Genomic DNA, 18,842 nt, shown 5'->3' with positions numbered 1-18,842 from the left:
GCCCGTACACGAGACCGGGCCGAGGCCCTGATCTTGACCCATGTGTCCCCCTGTTCGCACCGTTCCTCGATGTCATGATGGCGGGTGTGAGCTTCCCCTATACGGCACCCAAGGCCGTCCTCGTGCAGGACCGCTGGCGCGCCCGGGAGGCGCCTGACGGGGACTTCATCATGTTCGGCGACGGATCCCTGTCGGTCATGAATCTCATGCGGTTCTCCCCCGCCGACCGGCTCCATGACCGGCGGGCCGAGGACTGGCAGTGGTGGGAAGTTCTACGGGCCACCGCGTGGACCCCCAGTACCTGGATCGACGTCGATACGACCTTCGCCACCTGCGTCCACGCCGGAAGCCGCGCCCTGGCAGGGGAATCATCGGCCCACGGCAGCATCGGCTGGGTCGCCCTGACCCGGGACGACGACGACCACACTCTGCAATGGATCGCGGTCTCCTGCGACTCCAACCCGTTCACCGAAGTCACGCTGGACGCAACCACAGTGACCGCCACCAGCACCCTGGGCCGCATCTGGACCTTCCCCAGAGACAACCCCCAGCAGGTGAAGATCACCGAAGATCCGGCCTGTCCCTGGCCCAAGCCACCTCAGGCAGTGGTCCCGTCGGCTGGAGATCACCCAGGAGCGAACTACCCCTGAAGCGACGCCAACGTCGTCACCACAACGTCGGTTGCCCTCCTGTACCGCTCCGACTCACCCGGCTGAGCCCGTCCCGACGGCCCCACGCTCTCGCTGTGCGCGACGAGCCTGAAGATCAGTGCACGAATCAGCATCTGCTGCCAGGCCGGATGATCACTGACACTCGTCAGCAGATCGGACGGAAGATCGAACCACAGCAGACCGTCTGCGATCACGATGGCCTCGGCGAACACCGGTGGTCGCCAGTACGGCGAAAAGTCGATGACTACAGGCACGTCGTCTGCCGCGAAAAGCACATTCCCGGTGAGATCGCCGTGAATGAGCTGAGCCGCCTCCTGCTGCACCGGCCGCCTCAGCTCCAGCAGCGTCGAATACGCCGCGGAGAGGTCATCGATCACGTCGATGTCCTGTTCGCACCACGCGACCCGGTCGGCCACAGCCCAGGGATGGGCCCGCCGGTCGAGGAACTCGGGCCGGGGCAGGTTCCGCAAAGCGGCATGGAAGGAACGGCCGACACTGAGCACACCGTCCCAGTGTCCCCGCGGACCAGGCTCTCCGGTCAGGAACTCGCCGGCGGTCCAGCCGTCCACGACACTTCGCCCATCAGCCGCCCGCAGCGGCCGCGGGACGCGGAAACCACTGCCTGCCGCCAGCCCCTCGAGCAGGGAAGCCGCCCACTCGGTCTCGTCCTCAGGCCCCTCAGCAGGCTTGAACACAAACCCACCGACGAGAACGCTTCGCCCTTGCCCACCGGCCAACTGAACCGGACTGCCCCTCACCCCGAAGGCCTCAAGGACGGACGCGGACGGGAGTGCGTTGCTCAACTGCTCGGTCACGCCGCGCATCCTGCCGACACCGACCCACCCGGCGCACCTTCTTTTCGCCCACCCGTGGCCTTCGCACCGGCGGCTGGACTTCTGCACGGCAGGCGAGAGCGGGTGTGCCTCAGCAAAGCGCTCCGCCGGCCCCTGGCCGCGTTACCGGGGCGTCAGTACGCAGAACTCGTTGCCGTCGGGATCGGTCATCGCCACCGCGCCGAGCTCGCCCTGGCCGGCGTCGGTTCGGGTCGCGCCGTGGGAGAGCAGCTGGTCGACCTCTGTCTGCCGATCGCCGTCGGTGGATGGAGCGAGGTCGAAGTGCAGGCGGTTCCTGCCTGTTCTGGGAGCCACTGGTGGGCCGCCCCAGGTGATCTTCGGACCACCGTGCGGTGAGCGGATCGCGGTCTCCTGGTCCTGGTCCCAGACCAGCGGCCATCCCAGCGCTTCGCTCCAGAAGTACCCGACTTCCTGCGAACCGTCGCAGGCCAGGGCGCCGATGAATCCGCAGTCGGCGAGGAACTTGTTGCCCGGCTCGATGACGCAGAACTCGTTGCCTTCGGGGTCGGCGAGTACCACGTGACCGTCTTCCGGGGTCTGGCCGATGTCGATGTGCCGTGCGCCAAGACCGAGCGACCTGGTCACCGTCTGCTGCTGGTCCTCCAGGGATGTACTGGTCAGATCGAAGTGCATCCGGTTCTGGCCGGCCTTCCGATCCTGACTCGGCAGGAAACGGATGCGGAACCCGGTGTCATCACTGGGCAGGAGCATGATGCCGTCGTGTGGATCGTCGACCATCTCCCAGCCCAGGACCCCGGACCAGAACCTCGCGAGCCGCAGCGGCTCGCTCGCATCGAAACAGACCGCGAACAGTTGACACGTCATACCCTGCGCATCTCCGATCACTGACCGACCGCTGTCGACAGGGCGCCTTTGTCGGCCCCTCGAACGGGAGCCTATGGCGACCCCACGTCACCCGCATCCAGGTTTTCGCCCGCACGCCCTGGTGCAGCCGGGATGCTGAACGCGGTCAGCCCGCACCCTGGTGCGAAACGGCTCAAACCAGGACGGGTTGCGGTTCCGGTTGCTGCACCGGTGCGGCCTTCAGATCCCACAGCTTGGTGGTCCGCAGGTAGCCGTGCACCACCGACGCCATCGCGAGAACAAGAAGCGGTCCGGACAGCCACGCGTGTTCGGCCATTTCCATCGGCAGATAGCGATACGCCACCAGGAGCCCGGCGAAGACCGCTGCGCCGTGAGCGACCAGCCGTATTCCTGACCGTTCCCAGCCACGGTCGTGCGCGCGCAGCCCTGCCTCGATCGTGAAGGCGAACACCACGCCGGCAACGAGATCCGCACCGTAGTGATAACCGAATCCCAGCGTCGCGCAGAGCGTGGCGATCAGCCAGAACGTGCCCGCGTAACGCAGAGAGCGCGGGCCCTTGCGGGAATGAATGAAGATCGCGGTGGCCCACGCTGTGTGCAGGCTGGGCATGCAGTTGCGGGGGGTGACCGCGTCGAAGAGCACCGGGTGCGGGGCGGCGATCGGCGGCAGCGTGTTCGGCCACAGGTTGGCCAGCGCCCAGTGCTCGCCGCCGCCGGCGCCGATGCCGACGCCGTAGGCATAGATCGGTCCGACGACCGGGAAGAGCATGTAGATGGCCGGCCCGAGCAGGCCGATGACGAGGAAGGTGCGCACCAGATGATGGCGCGGGAAGCGGCGCTCGGTCGCCACATGGCGCAGCTGGTACAGCGCGACGAGGACAGCGGCCACCGCGAGCTGAATGTAGACGGCGTCGAGAAGATGGGTGCCGATCGGGCCGCTGGCCCTGACGATCCGGCCCATCAGCCACGACGGATTGCCCAGCGCGCGATCGGCGGTCGCCACGTACTGGTCGAGCACCATCGGGCGGGTCTTCGACGTGATGAGTAGCCAGGCATCGCCGGTCTTGCGGCCGGTCACCAGCAGCAGGCCCAGCCCGACGCCCTTCAGCAGCAGGACACGTTCCCGGCCGGTGCGATGCGTGACAGCGATGACCCCATAGCTCAAAAGCACCCACAACGCGCCGTTGCCGAAGGTCAGCCTGGAGTCGGCCGTCCACCGCACCAGGAAGAAGACGACGTCGATGCCGAGCGCGGCACCGAGCGCGATGAACCGTTGCCGCCAGGTGAGCACCAGCATCATCAACGCCATGCCGGCGTACAGCAGCGGCCCCGATTTGGGGCCGAATATCAACTCTTGCACCTGGTTGGTGATCGGCCCCCGCAGGCCGTAGCGGCGCGCGGTGATCTCCAGCGCGATGAGGAACGCGAGGGCCGCCACACTCACCGCGGCCCACAGCATCACCCGCGGTTGGCGCCATGCGGCGAACGCAATTCTGGAGTTAATTCGTGAAAACATGCGCGCTGCTATAGATATCAATTGTTTGGCCGATTTGTTAGATGTAAATAAAGACGCTCTTTGTGCTGGTCGGTATGGCTTTCTGGTGAATGAATGGGCGATCAGGGTGATCGTCGCGAGGTCGATCATCCTATCGGAGCGGGTGCGGGTGGGTTTCACCGGTCGCTGATGAAGCGAAGGTGGGCCAAGTGGTCTCAGCGCAGTCGGCGTGCGCGCAGCACCAGGTCGTCGGTGTGGTGCGCACCGGCACCGCCGTCGGGTGCGAGGCGCGGCCGCTGCTCATCCACCTCCACCTCCCAGTCGTCGTCGAGCAGGGCAGCGACCATCTGGGGCCAGACGTAGTCGGCCGGGTCGAAGCCGCTGTCGTCCGGGTGCTGGGTGTCCATGCCCGCGTGGTGCACGAGCAGCAGCACGCCGCCGGGCGCGACGGCCGCGAGCATCGCTCGCTCGGCCGCGGCGTCGGGGGTGCGCAGCAGGGCCGCGTACTGGGCGGAGACCAGGTCGAAGGAGCCCGGCGGGAGGGCCGCGTGCGCCAGTTCGGCGTGCACCCAGCGGACGGCGAGACCGGCGTCCCGGGCGTGGCCGGCCGCCCGCTCCAGCGCCACGCTCGAGACTTCGAGCGCGGTCACGTCCCAGCCGCCGCGTGCGAGCCAGAGCGCGTCGGCTCCCTCGCCGCAGCCGACGTCGAGGACCCGCCCGGGTGTGAGATCGGCGGCCTCCGCCACGAGCGCACCGTTGGGCCGGCCGCTCCACAACTGCTGCCGGTCGGCGTACCGGCTGTCCCACTCCTCCCGTACCGCGGGGTCCCCGGCATACCCGTCGGCGGGTGCGGGAGCGTCGGACGCGGGCGAACCTGTTGCGATGTCGTCGGTCATGCGCCCGCCGTCGCCCCTTGCGTCCCGCTCACGCCACTCCTGTTGCCGCCCCGGCAAAATTCCGGGCGCCCGGACCGTGGATCCCTCGGCCCGGGACCACATCGATCACCGTGAACCGCCGCGCCGCTCCTCGACCCTGCCGAGCGGCGCGGCGACGGCCTCATCCTCCTGCGCGCGGCGGCCGGGTCCCAGCGGTGGGCCCGGTGGTCGGGCAGGTGACATCCGCGGCGGGCAGCCTTCCGGTGCGCAGGTAGACGTTGACCGTGTTGTCGGCGCAGGTGTTGCCGTACGCGCCGTAGATACCGTGCCTGTCGGCACCGTCGACAGTGACCAGGCGCGAACTGGGCCACGCGCGATGCATCGCCGTGGCGCCGGCATAGGGCGTACGGGGGTCGCCCGTGGCGTTGACCATCAGCGCGGGAAGGTCGTGGCGTACGACGGTGGGGCGTTCGCGTGGCCGGTCCCAGAAGGCGCAGGGGCTGCCGGTGGGCCATCCGCAGTCCAGCGGAGTGCTGCGGCCGACGAACCGGGGATCCATGCCCACGATGTCGTAGCGACCGCCCGCGTCCTTCATCGCGTCGTGCACCCAGGGCGGGTCGCCGATGTCCTGTCCGCCGGGGCCGCCCGTGTTGAGCAGCAGGGAGCCGATGCGGTGAGCGGTGTCGGTGGCCTTGATCCGCGAGACGGCGACGGTGATCGTACGGCCGCCGTGATCGGCGTAGTCGAGTGGCACGATGACGTCCGCGCAGCGGGCCCCGGCCTTCTCCAGCTCCTGGCCGGTGTCGTCGTCGGGGCCGAGGACACAGCTCTTCCACGCCAACGACTGGTGTTCGTAGCGGTCGAGTCCGGCAGCGGTCGTCGGGGCGGCGGCCGGGGGGTGCGAGACGGCGGCGGGTGGGGCCGACGCTGACGCCGGAATACCCGCCGCCAGCACGAACGCGGCAGCAAGGGTCGCCGTCACTGTGCGCGGATTGTTCACAAGTCCCATGCACACGACGCTAGGCCGAGCCGGTCGCCGGCTCACTCCGGCCAGCTCCCGGCCGCACCTGGTGCCAACCCCACCGCCGTTGATCGGGACATCCCCCGGCAGGTGACCGTGGACTCCGCGGCACAACGCCGGCCCAGTCCGGTGGCCTGGGCCGGCGTTCACCTCACACCGGTATCGGCATCTTGAGATGAGCGGTGGTCACCTTGGCGGTCCAACCGGGCTCGGCGGTGACCATCACGCCGGGAATGGGGTGGTCGGCGGGAAAGGCCTGTGCCGTTCCAGCGCCTCGCCCCGCGGTGTCGACCGTGGCGGCGGTGTGCCGCTCGTGCGGGGACCGGCCAGGGTGCGGTCCGCCGGGACCGCACCCTGGCGCACGGCCCGGCCCATCGAAGGGCGCGCGCGGCCGGGCTGGCTACCGCACCGTGATGGTGGTCAGACGCGTCATCTCCGGCCGCGCGAGGTAGGCCCTGAACGCACCGAGGTCGATGGCACCGGCCGTCAGCTGGAGGGTGCCCCCTGAGAAGCCCAGTTCCTCCACCGAGAAGGTGCCCCACACGGCGGCGGGGAACGCGGCCGCCAGGGCCGTGGCCCGTTCGGCGAACTTGAACTGGCCGGCGAGTTCGATGACCTGGACCGGTTTCTCCTTGCTCCAGTCCCTGCAGGCCCGCCAGTTGTCCGTGTCCGCGTCGTCCCAGAAGTCCGCGAAGGGATCGGTCGCGAAGATGTCCTCACTCTCCGAGGACGACGAACTCGCCACGACTGCGGCCTTCGGCGCCGCCTCGACCGCGGTCTGCTGCGCCCGGCGCACGACGGCCAGCTCGGCGGCTCGGTGGTCGGCCAGCCAGGCGGCCAGCGGGTCCGCCTCGGTATCGGGTGTGACCTGCGCCTTCCAGGCCGCCGGGTCCTTCGTCCTGGTCATGATGCCCAGCAGCCGCTGGGCGTCCGGGTTGCCCTCGAGGCGCTTCCACAGCGCCAGGCAGGCCGCCGGGCCGGCGGTGTGACCGAACGCCATGCAGGCGTTGAAGGAGTCCACATAGCTCGGGGAGAGCTGGGCCTCCGCCTCGCCGAATTCGGTGAGCGGAGACCGGTAGGAAGCGCCCGTGAACCAGCCGACCGGCTGATCGTGGGAGTCCCAGCCCTGCTGGTACACGTCGATGACGGGCACGATGTGGGTCGACCAGAACTTGAGCAGGTGGTTCCCGGTGGCCTGCGCCCGCTCCTGCGAGGTGAGGGCCGCCCAGCCGGCGCGGCGCTCGGCCGTGCCGGCGGTGAAGTAGGAGGCGACGAAGCGGTCCAGCGCGGTCACGGGCGCGGGAACGGCGGCCGGAGCGGGTTCCGTCCGCAGTCGCTTGGTCACCCTCGCGCGCGACTTCTCCGTCAGACCGTACAGATAGTTGAGGAAGTCCCACGCGCTCAGCGAGCCGCGGTACTGGCGGGCGTCGTGCAGGATCAGCAGGGACTCCAGCTTCTTGGAGGAGGCCAGGATGAACGACGCCTCGCGGGCGCCCGGGGCGGTGGAGGCGAGCTTGTGGAACGCGGGGATCGCCACGTCCGGGGTCTTCGTCATCCGCTCGAACCAGACCTTGGCCTCGTCGATGTAGCGCGCCAGGTGGGCGTTCGGCTCCGCGTAGGTGTCGGTCGCCGGGAACGTGGTCGTCATCTTGCTCTGCCCCGACTCGCTCGCCTTCCCCACGCAGAAGGCGAGCCGGATGTCGGTGTCGTGGACCCGGCCCAGGATGCCGTCACACTGATGCCGGCCGCCCGTGCAGCCCTGGAGGTCCGTGCAGAGCTGGGTCTCGTTCCCGAACCCCTCGGTGAAGCCGATGTAGATGATCGTGTTCTTCGAGGAGTCGACGGTGCGCATCCGCTGGTACTCGGGATGGGTGAGCGGACCGATCCGGTAGTTGTGGACCTTCGAGGTCTTCCCGGCCGTCGCGTCGAAGGTGGTCGGCGGCTCGAAGCCCCCTTGTGTGGACAGGACCGCCATGCCGATGGTGATGGCCAGCAGGGTGTTGACCTCTGCGTAGATGCCGATTCTGCTGCCGGTCGGGACGAAAGTGTCGGGCTCGCTGTAATTCCCGTGGCCCATGATGAAGGTGGTCACCTGCTACTCCCCCGGTTTGTGACTACCGGCCCGCCGAGCGGGCCCACCACGGAGCAATGTGCGCGAACCAGCCCACAACGTACGGGAGTTGGAGCCAATTGACCGACTCCGCCCGGGTACGGGCCGTCCGGCGAAAGTGGTTTGCCGACCGGGTGTCGCGTGGGTAGCGTCGCCGCCCGTGACCCCTACGCTGCGCACCGAGCGACTGCTCCTGGAACCGTATGTCCCCGAGGACGAAGAGGGCTTCGTCGCACTGTTCCAGGACACCAGGGTGTCGCAGTGGATGGGTGACGGCCCCGCCTCCGAAGCGGCGGACCGGGCCCTGTTCGGGCGGATCTTCACGAAGGTCTATGCCCAGGAGTTGTTCGATGTCTGGGCCGTCCGTCGGAACGGGCTCCTGGTCGGGCATGCCGAGATCAAGCCGACCGAGGTTTCCGGAGGCCACGAGATCATCTACGCTCTGGCGCCGGCGGCCTGGGGGTCAGGCCTGGGAACCGAACTGGCGGAAGCGATCACCGCCTACTGCTTCGGCACCCTCGGACTGTCCAGGGTTCACGCCACCGTAGCCGCGACCAACAAGGCCTCACTGACCCTGCTGGACAGAATCGGCTTCGAGCATGTCCGGGACGTCACCGAGGACGACGCCAGCACCACCCGCGTGTTGGTCCGCCCTCTCCACGCGAGCGACACGTCGCCCGTCGCACGATAGCGACGGGCGAGCGCGCGGCCACGACCGCCTGCCCCGGTTCAGCCGACACCGACGGTCTGTCGCTCGGGCTCGATCACGGCCACGACGCGCTCCGGTCCTCGGGAGTACGGCGCACCGGTGTACTTCGTCGAGATCCGGTCGATGATCGTCCAGGCCGCATCGCCCTCGATCCATTCGACGACGCCACGGCCGGCGACAAGGCGACGGCCTCCGGTCCGAGCTGACGAGCGGCGTCCGGGATCGCGATAGGCCTCACCGCACGAGCGACGGCCCGCCTGCTGCCTCGGGATATCCACAGCTACGGCGGGCCGACGCTCGATCAGTACGGTCCCCGGCGTCGGGCCGGCTCCGCCGGCCACCTCGGGGATGCGGTCCCCTCAGTCGTCCTCGGACGTCTTCCCCGGCGCCTCGTCGGCGCGGGACCGTTCCGACTCGTCCCCCTCGTCGGCCAGGTCCGCCTGATCCGGAGGATCACTGGTCCGCGCGACAGGCGGCGTCGGCGCCGTGATCGTCTGCGGTTCATCGGAGCCCGGGCGCGTGCTCGGCTGGGAGCCGGGAGCGTGGGGCGTCTTCGTTTCGTCGTCAGGATTCGCCATGAATGACGTGTTCCCACTTTTTCCTGTTCAAACGCCCCGCGGTGCGCCGTCCCGGTGATGCAGCGGCCGGTGCCGCGACGACACGACCCAGGCCCGGCGGGCGTCGGCGAGCTGGGCGGGGACGGCACCGAACCACCAGGCCCTTGACCAGCTCGCCAGCGCCGCCTACGGCCTCAGTGCCGCCGACTCCCGACTGCGCGGTCGCGCCACGCGCACCCCCGGCGCGCTCTCCCTCACCCACGCGCGAGCCCTGCGCGTCCTCGCCGATCAGGGGCCGCTGCCGGTCGGCCGGCTGGCCGCCGCCAGGGAGACCACCGGGGCCGCCGCCACGCAACTGGTCAACGGCCTCGCCGCAGCCGGCCACGTCACTCGCGAACGCCCCGCGGGCGACAAGCGATCGGTCACGGTCGCCCTCACCGACAGCGGCCGCCTTCTGCACCAGGAGCGCCAGGCCGCCCTGACCCAGGACCTCGACACCGCACTCGCCCACCACGGCACCGTCGCCCTTGGCACCGCGACCGACGTACTGCGGGAGCTGGTGACCATCCACGACCGACTGTGACGACAACAACGCCTCCCGCCGAGGACCGTGGGCGAGAGGCGTGGCGCTGTCGCCGCGGTCAGCGCACCAGGGGGAGGAAGACCGTGTCGACGATCTCTTCGAGGACGTGGTCGGGTACGGGGGCGAAGGTCGTGAGGACCTCCTGGCGCAGCAGGTCGAAGGGAAGGGACTTGATGCGTTCGGTGAGGAGTTCCGGCTTGATCTCGCCGCGGTCGACGGCACGGTCGAAGAGCACGTCGACGGAGTTCTCACGCCCCGTCGCGAGGAGGTCCCGGGGGCTGGTTCCCGTCTCCTGGTAGTAGCCGGCCAGGTGCACGCTCATGACGGTGATGAACTGGACGCGGGTGGCGTTGATCTCCCGCATGAGGGTGAGGACGTCCCCCCGCAGGCTTCCCGTGTCGGGAACGTCGAGGCGGTTCTCCTCCAGGCTGCGGACGATGGTCGCCCGGACCAGCTCGTCGCGGTCGGACCAGCGGCGGTAGAGAACGGGCGGACTGGTGCCCGCGCGCTGAACGACCGCGTCCATGGTGAACCTGGCGTACCCGTTGGCCACCAGTTCTTCCCAGGCCGCATCGAGGAGCGCCTTCTCCAGTGCCGCTCCGCGGCGTCGTTCGGGCATCCATACCTCCTTGGATAGACTTGCCTATCTTATTCTAGCGCCCTACTCTGGCATCCGTAAGATAGACCTCTATATCTTAGGTGGCCGTTCATGAGTACTCCCCACGGGACCGGAACCGCACTCGCGGCGGCGGACCCCTCTCCTGGCTCGCCCCGGTCGTTGCGCGAGGCCTGGGTGGCCTTGGCCGGACTGTCGGCAGTGTTTCTGTTCGAGATGCTGGACAACTCGATCCTGAACGTCGCGTTGCCCACGATCGGACGCGATCTGCACGCTTCGACGATCGCGCTGCAGTGGGTGACAGGCGCCTACGCCGTCGTGTTCGGCGGGTTGATGCTGGCGTGCGGCGCGATCGCCGACCGGTTCGGCAGGCGACGGATCATGCTCATCGGGCTGGTTCTGCTCGGCGTGGCGAGCCTGGCGACCGCCTTTGTCTCCACTGTGGAGCAACTCATCGCCGTCCGGGTGGCGATGGGGGTCGCGGCCGCGATGACGACCCCGGGATCGATGGCGCTGGCATTCCGGCTGTTCGACGAGGACGGCCTGCGCGTCCGTGCGACCACCCTCATCTCGACCGTGGGTCTGGTGGGGCTCGCGATCGGCCCGACCGTGGGTGGCTTCGTGCTGGCGATCGCGCCATGGCAGGTCCTGCTGCTGGTGAACGTGCCGATCGCCGTGCTCGCATTCATCGGTGTGCGGTCCGGTATCGGCGCGGACGTCGCGGCCGATCTGCACCGCGATCCGGTGGACATCGCAGGTGCGGTGCTGGGTACGGCGACGATCGTGCTCGCACTCGTCGCACCGACGCTGTTCGTCCACCAGGGCGCCGCATCGTGGATCCCGTGGGCGACCACGGCAGCGGCCGTCGTGGCTGCGATGCTCTTCGTCCTCCGCGAGCGCTCGGCGCGTTACCCGCTCCTCGACCTCGAACTCGTTGCTCACCCTCTGGTGTCCAGCGGCCTGGCGTTCAAGGCCGCGGCCGGGCTGGCCACCGCCGGCCTCGGATACCTGGTGACGCTGCAGCTGCAGCTCGACTGGGGGTGGACGCCCGCACTCGCCGCTCTCGGAATGCTGCCGCAGGTCATCGTCCTCGTCGCGGGCGGCGCGTTCGTCAATCCGTTCGTGCAACGGGTCGGCCTCGAACGGGCCGCATGGCTCAGTGCCGCAGCGGTCGTGTTCGGGCTCGCCGTCTACGGTCTGCTGGGCAGGTTCGGATATGTGTGGGTCGCGATCGCACTCGTGCTCGTGGCAGCGGGAATGCGCGTGGTCGGCGTGGTCGCCGGAGTCAACGTGCTCCGTGGTCTGCCGAAGAATCGCACCACGATCGGCGCTGCCCTCGTCGACACTGCCACCGAAGTCACCTCCGGAATCGCCATCGCCGTCACCGGCACCATCCTCGCGGCCTTGTTCACCGGCAACCTCGCCACAGCGAACTGGAGCACGCAACAGACCGCGGAATTCCAGGAGGCGGTCACGATCGCGGGCCTCACGCTCACCGTCGTGGCCGCAGCACTCGTCGGCTGGGGAATCGTCCGTACGCGACGCGTCACGAACGGCCGGGCGACCACCTCCGCCGACGACGCGATCGGCGAGAAGGCCACGGCATGATGCGTCGATCGGGAGAACCGGCGCGGACCGACCGCCGCCGGGTCCTGGTCGCCCATCGATCCGTACGGCACGTTCCGACGCGACATCCTCCAGCGGGCCGTGCCTACTGCCCGTCGTCGCACCGGTCCCCCGCCGGACCGGCCATGCTGCGCAGGACGGCGGCGCTGTCGGCGTCCGCCGGATAGTAGGACTCGATCGAGATCTCTTCGAGCGTGATGTCCTGAGGGGTTCCGAACGTCGTGATGGTCGAGAAGAGTCGCACCTCGCCTCCGTCCAGCCGGAAGACCATCGGAATCGCCACCTCGGACTCCAGCCCAGGGGTTGATCCGGCAGGCTCGTCGTCCGCGAAGAACTCGTCGTACAGGGCGCCGATCACCGGATCACCGGTCCTGGCGACCTGGCGGGACAACCGGGCGCGAAAGAACGAGCGAACGTCCGCCAGGTTCACGATCCGGGAGGCGAGACCCCGTGGATCGAGCCCCAGCCGCACCATGTTGACCGGAGCGACAAGGAGTTGAGGGTTGACGTCGGCGAGGAAATGCACGACCGGTGCGTTGGTCATCAGAATGTTCCAACGCCGGTCCACGACCAGGGCCGGATAGGGCTCGTGCGCCTTCAGCACCCTGGCCACGGCGTCCCGAACGGCCGACATGTCCGGCTCGTCGAGCGGCCGTTCGCGATAGCGGGGCGCGAACCCGGCCGCCACCAGCAGCCGGTTGCGATGCCGCAACGGCACCTCCAGCTGAGCGGCGAGCCGCAGCACCATGTCGGCGCTGGGCCGGGATCGGCCGGTCTCGATGAGGCTGACGTACCGCGGCGAAACGCCCGCCGCCAGCGCGAGATCGAGCTGGCTCAGCCGTCGGCTGTGGCGCCACTCGCGCAACAGGCCACCTACCGTCTCCACAGCGCCGACCCTAGTCGTACCCTCCGACCACGTTCCATGAACTGCGAGTTCATCGACAGTCCCCGACCACCCCAGCACACTCGGGGACATGAGCACTGACTACAAGGAACTGGTCCTCACCTGCCTGGCGCGGTACGGCAAAGGCGACCTCGATGCCGTCGCGCCGCTCCTGCGCGACGACTACACGGATCACGGGCTGCCGTTCCGGACCACCACGAAAGCGGATTGGATCGCGGCAGCACGGAAGCTGCCCCTCACCGACATACGGATCGACATCCGCCGCCTTGTGGCAGAAGGCGACTACGTGACGATGTTCTCCCGGCGGTGGCTGCCCGGAGGCGGGCTCGACATCGCGGTGGCCGATGTCTTTCGCCTCCAGGACGGCCTGATCGCCGAGCGGTGGGAGATCGTCGAACCGATCACGGCAGATGCTCCAGATCCGGTGGCGACTTTGTAGCCTAGGGGGCCAGACCCGGTACAGGCCCGCAACCCCGTGCGTCACCGACTCGCGGCAGGGTGCGGGCGACCGTCGGCCGGGCCGGCAGGGGCATCCACCCGGTCGGTGCGCCGGTACCGCCACCACGGCGCGAGCTGTACGACGCCGAAGGCCACCTCGACGACGAAGAACAGCCAGAGCAACCGCATGGCACCGTGGGTCAGTGCGTACGCCTGCCACGCCGCGAACAGCGTGCGCGCGGCGCCGTCGAACAACCCGTGCACCGGCAGCGGCCGGACGATGCGCAGGACGGCCCAGACGACCACGACCGAACCCATCAGATTCGCGTACAGGGTCTGTACCGGGTCGAGTTCGGGCAGGTGGCCCATCCCGAGTGTGTCGCCCAGTGATGACAGCGCATTGTGCAGCAGCGCGTACGTCCACGGTGTCGCGAATCCTGCCGTGACGACGAGGTCGTACCAGGCGCTCGCCCGTACGACGTGAAGGTAGGACGGGCGTGCGGGGGTGAGGTAAGGGATCACGGTGAGGCTCCTGCTGTTCTTGGGGCAGCGACACCTCACGCTAAACAGTGGAGTACGGTCCAAGGTCAAGCCCATCGTGCGACGGAGGACCATGCGTATCGGAGAGCTGGCCGCGCAGGCGGGCATGACCAGGGACACCATCCGGTTCTACGAAAAGGTCGGCCTCGTCCAGGGCCGGCGGTTGCCCAACGGCTACCGCGACTTCCCGCCCGAGACGGTCGCCTGGCTGCACTATGTCCGCACCGCGCAGACGCTCGGGTTCTCCCTCGCGGAGATCGCACGGACCGGCGAGGAACTACGCGAGCACCCGGATACCGCGGAAGCGCTGTCGGCGCTGTTCGAGGAGAAGATCCACGTCGTCGACGCCCGCATGGCTGAACTCGCGGCCCTGCGGGACGAACTGGCCGCGCGCGTGGGCACCGGCTGCCCGCTACGGGCAGCACAGGGCTGATCCATCGCCAACCCTGCCCGCGGAAGTGCTGCCTTCCTCGATGGCACGACGAGGGAGCACCGCCGGGCCCAGGCGTCGCACTCCGGGCATGGAGCCCGCAGAATGGAAGGTGGAGAGCTCGCCGGTCGAGGAGTGAGCGCAATGTGGCGACCCGATGGCTGGGACGTACGGGTGCGCCTCGGCGTACTGACACCGCACGCCGACGTGGGACCGGAGTCGGAGCTGCGCGCGATGGCCCCACCCGACGTGGGCATTCACGCCGCCCGGGTGCCGTTCGGCGGTATACGGCAGGGCGGTGCCATGGACCCGACGATCCCGCTCGCCCCGGTCCGGGCCTTCGCAGATCCGCCGGATGTCGACGACGCCACCGAACAGCTCGCCACCGCGCCCGTTGCGGCGGTCGCTTTCGGGTTCACCAGCTCCGCGTACGTCATCGGTGCGGACGGCGAAGCAGCGATGCTCAGGCGCCTTTCGGCTCGTGCCCACGGACTGCCGGTGGTCGCTACCTGCGCCGCGGCAGTCGACGCACTGCACACCCTCGGTGCCACCCGCATCTGCCTGATCGATCCGCCGTGGTTCGATACCGAACTCGACGATCTCGGCCGGGCCTACTACCAGGACGCCGGATTCGACGTGGTGTTCTCCGCCCCCTGCGCGCTGCCCAGCGGACAGGCACTCATCCGGCCGGACGACCTGCACGACTGGGCGGCCGACCACGTCCCCGAGGGCGCCGAGGCCGTCGTCATCGGAGGCAACGGCTTCCGCGCCGTCGGCGCGATCGAAAACCTCGAGACCACCCTCGGCCGGCCTGTCCTCACCGCCAATCAGACACTGCTGTGGTCGGCCCTCCGCGCGGCCCGTACGAGCACCACCGAAATCACTGGCTACGGACAACTCTTCGCAGCCTGACGCCTCCCCAACTGTCCACACTGTGGCCGAATCAGAGCCGGATTCTCACCCGAGTGCGGGGTAACCGCGCGCCTCCCTCCCCTGTTGGGCACGTCGCACGTCGCTCCAGTCCAGCGCCGTCACCGCCTGATGCTGTACCTGTTGGGCGGCCTCCCGCGTCGCGGCCAGCACATCGCCGCGTTCTTCTATCAGGCGACCGTAGATCGGCGGGTGCTCTGTCACTTCTGCGTTGCTCATAGTGCTGGCTCCTGCCCGCGATCCGATGATCTAACGGACCGTACCCTGACGGATTCATTCCCCGCCGCGCACCTCCCACCGGGAGCACCGGTTCCGGCCCGTCCGGTCAGCCGTGCCGACTCGCGTGAGTAGCCGTACTCATGATCTCCCTCTTGCTTTCGGGCAGGCTGGGCGGACCAACCCATCGCAAGGGAGATCACGTGCGTACGACCAGCGGATCCCGTAAGACCGCGGCTGCGGGCGGCAACCGCCCGACGCGGTTCGTGCTCGGCCTCGCCATGGCCTGTGCGGCGGCCGTGGCCCTGACCGGCTGTTCCACCGAGGACGCGATCTGCGGTGGCGGCGAGTACCCGGTCCTGGCCGTGGGCACCACCGGTAAGGCCTGCGCGCCCAACGGCCAGGAGCCGCCGAAGGGGTACGTCCGTTATCCGGAGGGCAAGGTCCCCCAGCACGTCGGCGACACATGGGACACGTACTGGAACACCCACACGATCGACAAGAACGGCAACATCGTCGAGGCCTCCGCCACCGGATGACGGGGGCCACGGACCGCGCCGGCGGATCGGACGGCGCATCGGACGGGATCGGACGGGATCGGACGGCGGATCAGACAGCGGGCACCGGGGCGGTGGCGGCGATCAGTTGCTCGTCACGCAGGTCCTGCCAGAACGCGGCCGGGATCTTCTCGTCCAGGGCCGCCACGTCCTCGGCGATACGGCTCGGCCTGGTCGCGCCGGGGATCGCCGCGACCGTGGCGGGGTGGGCCGGCGAGAACTGGAGAGCGGCGGCCTTGATGCCGATGCCGTGCCGCTCGGTGAGCTTCTTGATGCGGGTCACCTTGTCGATGATCTCCGCGGGTGCCTTCTGGTACTCGAAGTGCTGACCGCCGGCGAGAATGCCTGAGCTGTAGGGCCCGCCGACCACCACGTCGACGTCCAGGGCTCACCTCAGCCCTCCGCAACCGCCCGGTAGGGGCGGAAGAACGCGCGCAGCTCCTCCGCGTAGAGCTCGGGCTCCTCGAAGGCGGCGAAGTGGCCACCGCGCGCCGGCTCGGTCACGCGCACGACGTTCGCCGTACGCTCCAGCCACGCCCGGGGAGGGCGCACGATGTCGCCGGGGAAGAGCGAGAAGCCCGACGGCACCTCGACCCGGCGGGCGAGCTGCGCCGGTGGGATCGCGGCGTTCGCGTGGTACATGCGCATCGACGAGCCGATGGTCCCCGTCAGCCAGTAGATCGTGAGGTTGGTGAGGATCTCGTCCTTCGTGAAGGACCGCTCGATGTCGCCGTCGCAGTCGCTCCACGCCCGGAGCTTCTCGACGATCCACGCGGCGAGACCGGCCGGCGAATCGGTGAGCCCGAAGGCGGCGGTCTGGGGCTTCGTACGGTGCATGGCGGCGTAGGCTCCCTCGGCTCCTCCCCAGGCCACAGCGCTGCCGAGCCAGGCGCGCTCCTCAGGGGCGAGGTCCGCCGGGTCCCCGGCGAAGACGGGGACACCCGCGTCCGTACGGTGGACGGCCACCACCCGGTCGGGGTGGTCGAGCGCTAGGTAGCGGCTCACATGGCTGCCGATGTCCCCACCCGCGGCGCCGAATCGCGCGTAGCCCAGAACGCTCATGAGTTCGGCCCACAGGCCGGCGACGGCGATGGAGTCGAGGGGCGGACCGGTGGGGCGGTCGGAGTACCCGTACCCCGGCATGTCGGGCACGACGACGTCGAACGCGTCAGCGGGGTCGGCGCCGTGCGCGCCCGGGTCCGTCAGGAGCGGGATGACCTTCGCGTAGCGCCAGAACGAGTCCGGCCAGCCGTGGCTGAGGACCAGCGGCAGGACGGGTCCGGCCGGCGCGACAGCGCGGACGTGAGCGAAGTGGATCCCGAGGCCGCCGAGCGGGACGTGGTAGCGGGCGAAGCGGGCGAGTGCCGCCTCCTGCGCCGGCCAGTCGAACCCGTCCGCCCAGTACGCGACGAGCTCACGGAGGTAACCGAGGTCGGAACCGAGCGACCACCCGGCGTCCTCGGGCGTGTCCGGCCAGCGGGTCACACGCAGCCGCGCCCGGAGGTCTTCGACCGCCCCTGGGGCGGTCTGCGGGATGAACGGCTCGGGGCGGGGCGCGGCGTCCGGCATGGGCGCATGCTAACGCGGCGGAGACGACCGGGACGGGCAGGCGGGCCGATGACGACATGGAGTTACCCACGCCCTTGAACCGGTGGGCCGGGCGCCCTGGGGGAAAGAGCCGCCCGGGGTCAGCGCGGGGGGCCGACGATGATCTGGCCGTAGGCGTCAGCGGCTTCGGCCAAGCGTTCCGGGGAGATCTGGAAGCCCTCGGGCCGGGGTGTGGACAGATCGCGTCCTGCGTGGCGGAACATGCCCTCGATGCCGCCAGGGGTGCAGATCATCAGCAGGTCGGCGGTGTCGGAGGTGATCCGGTAGCCGTGCGGGACGTTCTTGGGGAGATAGACGATGCCGCCTTCGGAGAGTTCCCATTCCTCGCCGTCGGACCACACCAGGGCTTCGCCCTTGAGCAGCATGAAGACCTCGTCCTCACGGGTGTGCAGGTGATACGGCGGCGCCTCGCCCTTGTTGACGGCGAATCGGCCGACGGTCAGTTGGCCGTCGGTGGCCGCGCTGTCCAGCAGAACGGAGAAGACTCCGCCGTCGAGCCATTCGAGCTTCTGCTGCTCATCGGGCTGCGCAAGGTAGGCCATGCTCATGAGGGCGTCCATTCGAGGGGGATCAGGGCGATGACGGGCTGACGCGTTCGGCCGTCCCGCCCCGAAATGATCGCACTCGGCGGCCTGCTCGGGCGGATCCGTGCCCACATGACCGCCGTCCCGCCCCGTTCCGCAGCCCCGCGCCGCAGAGCGGCACCCCCTGCATGATCCGTCCGACGGCCCCTAAGCTTTCGCCATGAACGACACCACACATGGCATACAGATCAGACCGGGCAGCCTGGCCGACGCACCAGCCATTCTCGACATGCTCGACGCGGCAGTGGCCTGGATGAACGCTCGCGGCAACACCGAGCAGTGGGGCACGACACCGTATTCGCGGCGGCCCGGCGGAGTGGCACGGGTCGAGCGGTACACGACGGAGAACGCCCCCTACATCGCGGAGTTGGACGGAAGACCGGCCGGAGCCCTGGTGCTGGGTTCCGGACCCAACCCACAGGTGCCGATCGCGCCGGCCGGCGAACCCGAGCGGTATGTGCGGCTGCTGGTCTCCGACCGCCGCTGCGCCGGTCTCGGCATCGGGGCGGCACTGCTGGCTCATGCCGCCGACGAAACCCGGCGGGCCGGTGTGGAGCTGCTGCGCGTCGACTGCTGGCCGGGCGGCGGGGGCGAACTGGTCGCGTTCTACGAGCGCAACAACTTCGAACCCACCGACCGATTCCTGTTCAAGGAGTGGCCCGGACAGGTACTGGCCCGTCGGGTCGGCTGACC

At 69.2% G+C, this 18,842-nt stretch carries 23 protein-coding genes and 1 pseudogene; 9 read left to right on the top strand and 15 right to left on the bottom strand.

Features of this window, described 5'->3' with window-relative positions; genetic code table 11:
* The first annotated feature begins 86 nt into the window (after positions 1-86).
* On the top strand, positions 87-650 hold the full coding sequence (locus C6N31_RS16420; protein WP_198357738.1) for a hypothetical protein: 564 nt from the start codon (positions 87-89) through the stop codon (positions 648-650).
* Here the strand turns inward: C6N31_RS16420 and C6N31_RS16415 are convergent.
* The 6 genes from C6N31_RS16415 to C6N31_RS16390 form a co-directional block, all read right to left on the bottom strand.
* The gene (locus C6N31_RS16415) at positions 641-1,486 is read right to left on the bottom strand and encodes a phosphotransferase (RefSeq protein WP_198357737.1); all 846 of its coding nucleotides are present in this window, start codon (positions 1,484-1,486) and stop codon (positions 641-643) included. The genes C6N31_RS16420 and C6N31_RS16415 overlap by 10 nt on opposite strands.
* A 141-nt stretch (positions 1,487-1,627) precedes the next feature.
* Entirely contained in the window at positions 1,628-2,350 is a 723-nt protein-coding gene (locus C6N31_RS16410; protein ID WP_198357736.1) for a VOC family protein, read from the bottom strand.
* Between the two features lie 172 nt (positions 2,351-2,522).
* Complete coding sequence (locus tag C6N31_RS16405; RefSeq protein WP_198357735.1) at positions 2,523-3,809, bottom strand: phosphatase PAP2 family protein; 1,287 nt, start codon at positions 3,807-3,809, stop codon at positions 2,523-2,525.
* A gap of 251 nt (positions 3,810-4,060) precedes the next feature.
* Positions 4,061-4,741, bottom strand: a complete 681-nt coding sequence (locus C6N31_RS16400) for a class I SAM-dependent methyltransferase (RefSeq protein WP_138352346.1) — start codon at positions 4,739-4,741, stop codon at positions 4,061-4,063.
* A 160-nt stretch (positions 4,742-4,901) separates the two neighbouring features.
* On the bottom strand, positions 4,902-5,729 hold the full coding sequence (locus C6N31_RS16395; RefSeq protein WP_198357734.1) for an alpha/beta hydrolase: 828 nt from the start codon (positions 5,727-5,729) through the stop codon (positions 4,902-4,904).
* Between the two features lie 412 nt (positions 5,730-6,141).
* Complete coding sequence (locus C6N31_RS16390) at positions 6,142-7,833, bottom strand: putative adhesin (protein ID WP_138352344.1); 1,692 nt, start codon at positions 7,831-7,833, stop codon at positions 6,142-6,144.
* A 178-nt stretch (positions 7,834-8,011) separates the two neighbouring features.
* Between C6N31_RS16390 and C6N31_RS16385 the strand changes: the two genes are divergently transcribed.
* On the top strand, positions 8,012-8,542 hold the full coding sequence (locus tag C6N31_RS16385) for a GNAT family N-acetyltransferase (RefSeq protein ID WP_138352343.1): 531 nt from the start codon (positions 8,012-8,014) through the stop codon (positions 8,540-8,542).
* Between the two features lie 38 nt (positions 8,543-8,580).
* On the opposite strand, the gene C6N31_RS16380 is transcribed toward C6N31_RS16385, so the two are convergent.
* Both C6N31_RS16380 and C6N31_RS16375 read right to left on the bottom strand, forming a co-directional pair.
* Positions 8,581-8,838 (bottom strand): hypothetical protein, encoded by a 258-nt coding sequence (locus tag C6N31_RS16380; RefSeq protein ID WP_198357733.1) that lies wholly within the window; start codon positions 8,836-8,838, stop codon positions 8,581-8,583.
* Between the two features lie 81 nt (positions 8,839-8,919).
* On the bottom strand, positions 8,920-9,138 hold the full coding sequence (locus C6N31_RS16375) for a hypothetical protein (RefSeq protein ID WP_138352342.1): 219 nt from the start codon (positions 9,136-9,138) through the stop codon (positions 8,920-8,922).
* Positions 9,139-9,331: 193 nt separating this feature from the next.
* Here C6N31_RS16375 and C6N31_RS16370 point away from each other — a divergent pair, with 193 nt between their 5' ends.
* Positions 9,332-9,700 carry a MarR family transcriptional regulator gene (locus C6N31_RS16370; RefSeq protein ID WP_138352427.1) on the top strand — a complete coding sequence of 123 codons (369 nt, stop codon included), beginning with the start codon at positions 9,332-9,334 and terminating at the stop codon, positions 9,698-9,700.
* 58 nt (positions 9,701-9,758) lie between these two features.
* On the opposite strand, the gene C6N31_RS16365 is transcribed toward C6N31_RS16370, so the two are convergent.
* Positions 9,759-10,319 carry a TetR/AcrR family transcriptional regulator gene (locus C6N31_RS16365; RefSeq protein WP_138352341.1) on the bottom strand — a complete coding sequence of 187 codons (561 nt, stop codon included), beginning with the start codon at positions 10,317-10,319 and terminating at the stop codon, positions 9,759-9,761.
* A gap of 90 nt (positions 10,320-10,409) precedes the next feature.
* Here C6N31_RS16365 and C6N31_RS16360 point away from each other — a divergent pair, with 90 nt between their 5' ends.
* On the top strand, positions 10,410-11,924 hold the full coding sequence (locus C6N31_RS16360; protein WP_138352340.1) for an MFS transporter: 1,515 nt from the start codon (positions 10,410-10,412) through the stop codon (positions 11,922-11,924).
* A gap of 103 nt (positions 11,925-12,027) precedes the next feature.
* On the opposite strand, the gene C6N31_RS16355 is transcribed toward C6N31_RS16360, so the two are convergent.
* Positions 12,028-12,828 carry a helix-turn-helix domain-containing protein gene (locus C6N31_RS16355; protein ID WP_138352339.1) on the bottom strand — a complete coding sequence of 267 codons (801 nt, stop codon included), beginning with the start codon at positions 12,826-12,828 and terminating at the stop codon, positions 12,028-12,030.
* Between the two features lie 88 nt (positions 12,829-12,916).
* On the opposite strand from C6N31_RS16355, the gene C6N31_RS16350 reads away from it, so the two are divergent.
* Complete coding sequence (locus C6N31_RS16350) at positions 12,917-13,285, top strand: nuclear transport factor 2 family protein (protein ID WP_138352338.1); 369 nt, start codon at positions 12,917-12,919, stop codon at positions 13,283-13,285.
* A 41-nt stretch (positions 13,286-13,326) separates the two neighbouring features.
* Here the strand turns inward: C6N31_RS16350 and C6N31_RS16345 are convergent, their stop codons facing one another.
* Complete coding sequence (locus C6N31_RS16345; RefSeq protein WP_138352337.1) at positions 13,327-13,806, bottom strand: hypothetical protein; 480 nt, start codon at positions 13,804-13,806, stop codon at positions 13,327-13,329.
* Between the two features lie 91 nt (positions 13,807-13,897).
* On the opposite strand from C6N31_RS16345, the gene C6N31_RS16340 reads away from it, so the two are divergent.
* Positions 13,898-14,257, top strand: a complete 360-nt coding sequence (locus C6N31_RS16340) for a MerR family transcriptional regulator (protein ID WP_138352336.1) — start codon at positions 13,898-13,900, stop codon at positions 14,255-14,257.
* A gap of 141 nt (positions 14,258-14,398) precedes the next feature.
* Positions 14,399-15,166 (top strand): maleate cis-trans isomerase family protein, encoded by a 768-nt coding sequence (locus C6N31_RS16335; RefSeq protein WP_138352335.1) that lies wholly within the window; start codon positions 14,399-14,401, stop codon positions 15,164-15,166.
* Positions 15,167-15,211: 45 nt separating this feature from the next.
* On the opposite strand, the gene C6N31_RS16330 is transcribed toward C6N31_RS16335, so the two are convergent.
* Positions 15,212-15,403, bottom strand: a complete 192-nt coding sequence (locus C6N31_RS16330; RefSeq protein ID WP_138352334.1) for a hypothetical protein — start codon at positions 15,401-15,403, stop codon at positions 15,212-15,214.
* Between the two features lie 278 nt (positions 15,404-15,681).
* Between C6N31_RS16330 and C6N31_RS16325 the strand changes: the two genes are divergently transcribed.
* Positions 15,682-15,939 carry an SCO0607 family lipoprotein gene (locus tag C6N31_RS16325; protein WP_138352426.1) on the top strand — a complete coding sequence of 86 codons (258 nt, stop codon included), beginning with the start codon at positions 15,682-15,684 and terminating at the stop codon, positions 15,937-15,939.
* A gap of 70 nt (positions 15,940-16,009) precedes the next feature.
* Here C6N31_RS16325 and C6N31_RS16320 read toward each other — a convergent pair.
* The 3 genes and pseudogenes from C6N31_RS16320 to C6N31_RS16310 form a co-directional block, all read right to left on the bottom strand.
* A pseudogene (locus C6N31_RS16320) lies at positions 16,010-16,339 on the bottom strand (aldo/keto reductase); the annotation flags it as partial.
* An 11-nt stretch (positions 16,340-16,350) separates the two neighbouring features.
* Entirely contained in the window at positions 16,351-17,526 is a 1,176-nt protein-coding gene (locus tag C6N31_RS16315) for an epoxide hydrolase family protein (RefSeq protein WP_138352333.1), read from the bottom strand.
* A gap of 119 nt (positions 17,527-17,645) precedes the next feature.
* Positions 17,646-18,113, bottom strand: coding sequence for a cupin domain-containing protein (locus tag C6N31_RS16310; RefSeq protein WP_138352332.1), 468 nt, complete (start codon positions 18,111-18,113; stop codon positions 17,646-17,648).
* A gap of 196 nt (positions 18,114-18,309) precedes the next feature.
* Between C6N31_RS16310 and C6N31_RS16305 the strand changes: the two genes are divergently transcribed.
* The gene (locus tag C6N31_RS16305) at positions 18,310-18,840 is read left to right on the top strand and encodes a GNAT family N-acetyltransferase (RefSeq protein WP_198357731.1); all 531 of its coding nucleotides are present in this window, start codon (positions 18,310-18,312) and stop codon (positions 18,838-18,840) included.
* Positions 18,841-18,842 lie beyond the last annotated feature (2 nt).

It is taken from the genome of Streptomyces fildesensis (assembly GCF_016107395.1).
GTDB lineage: Bacteria > Actinomycetota > Actinomycetes > Streptomycetales > Streptomycetaceae > Actinacidiphila > Actinacidiphila fildesensis.
Note: the sequence above shows the minus strand (reverse complement) of the source record. Positions and strands in the feature narration are given on the sequence as shown.

Excerpts from the sequence above, each read along its gene's own strand:
- C6N31_RS16410 (WP_198357736.1), bottom strand. The coding sequence starts at position 2,350 with ATGACGTGTCAACTGTTCGCGGTCTGTTTCGATGCGAGCGAGCCGCTG.
- C6N31_RS16405 (WP_198357735.1), bottom strand. The coding sequence starts at position 3,809 with ATGCTGTGGGCCGCGGTGAGTGTGGCGGCCCTCGCGTTCCTCATCGCG.
- C6N31_RS16400 (WP_138352346.1), bottom strand. The coding sequence starts at position 4,741 with ATGACCGACGACATCGCAACAGGTTCGCCCGCGTCCGACGCTCCCGCA.
- C6N31_RS16395 (WP_198357734.1), bottom strand. The coding sequence starts at position 5,729 with ATGGGACTTGTGAACAATCCGCGCACAGTGACGGCGACCCTTGCTGCC.
- C6N31_RS16375 (WP_138352342.1), bottom strand. The coding sequence starts at position 9,138 with ATGGCGAATCCTGACGACGAAACGAAGACGCCCCACGCTCCCGGCTCC.
- C6N31_RS16365 (WP_138352341.1), bottom strand. The coding sequence starts at position 10,319 with ATGCCCGAACGACGCCGCGGAGCGGCACTGGAGAAGGCGCTCCTCGAT.
- C6N31_RS16360 (WP_138352340.1), top strand. The coding sequence starts at position 10,410 with ATGAGTACTCCCCACGGGACCGGAACCGCACTCGCGGCGGCGGACCCC.
- C6N31_RS16350 (WP_138352338.1), top strand. The coding sequence starts at position 12,917 with ATGAGCACTGACTACAAGGAACTGGTCCTCACCTGCCTGGCGCGGTAC.
- C6N31_RS16340 (WP_138352336.1), top strand. The coding sequence starts at position 13,898 with ATGCGTATCGGAGAGCTGGCCGCGCAGGCGGGCATGACCAGGGACACC.
- C6N31_RS16335 (WP_138352335.1), top strand. The coding sequence starts at position 14,399 with ATGTGGCGACCCGATGGCTGGGACGTACGGGTGCGCCTCGGCGTACTG.
- C6N31_RS16330 (WP_138352334.1), bottom strand. The coding sequence starts at position 15,403 with ATGAGCAACGCAGAAGTGACAGAGCACCCGCCGATCTACGGTCGCCTG.
- C6N31_RS16325 (WP_138352426.1), top strand. The coding sequence starts at position 15,682 with ATGGCCTGTGCGGCGGCCGTGGCCCTGACCGGCTGTTCCACCGAGGAC.
- C6N31_RS16315 (WP_138352333.1), bottom strand. The coding sequence starts at position 17,526 with ATGCCGGACGCCGCGCCCCGCCCCGAGCCGTTCATCCCGCAGACCGCC.
- C6N31_RS16310 (WP_138352332.1), bottom strand. The coding sequence starts at position 18,113 with ATGAGCATGGCCTACCTTGCGCAGCCCGATGAGCAGCAGAAGCTCGAA.
- C6N31_RS16305 (WP_198357731.1), top strand. The coding sequence starts at position 18,310 with ATGAACGACACCACACATGGCATACAGATCAGACCGGGCAGCCTGGCC.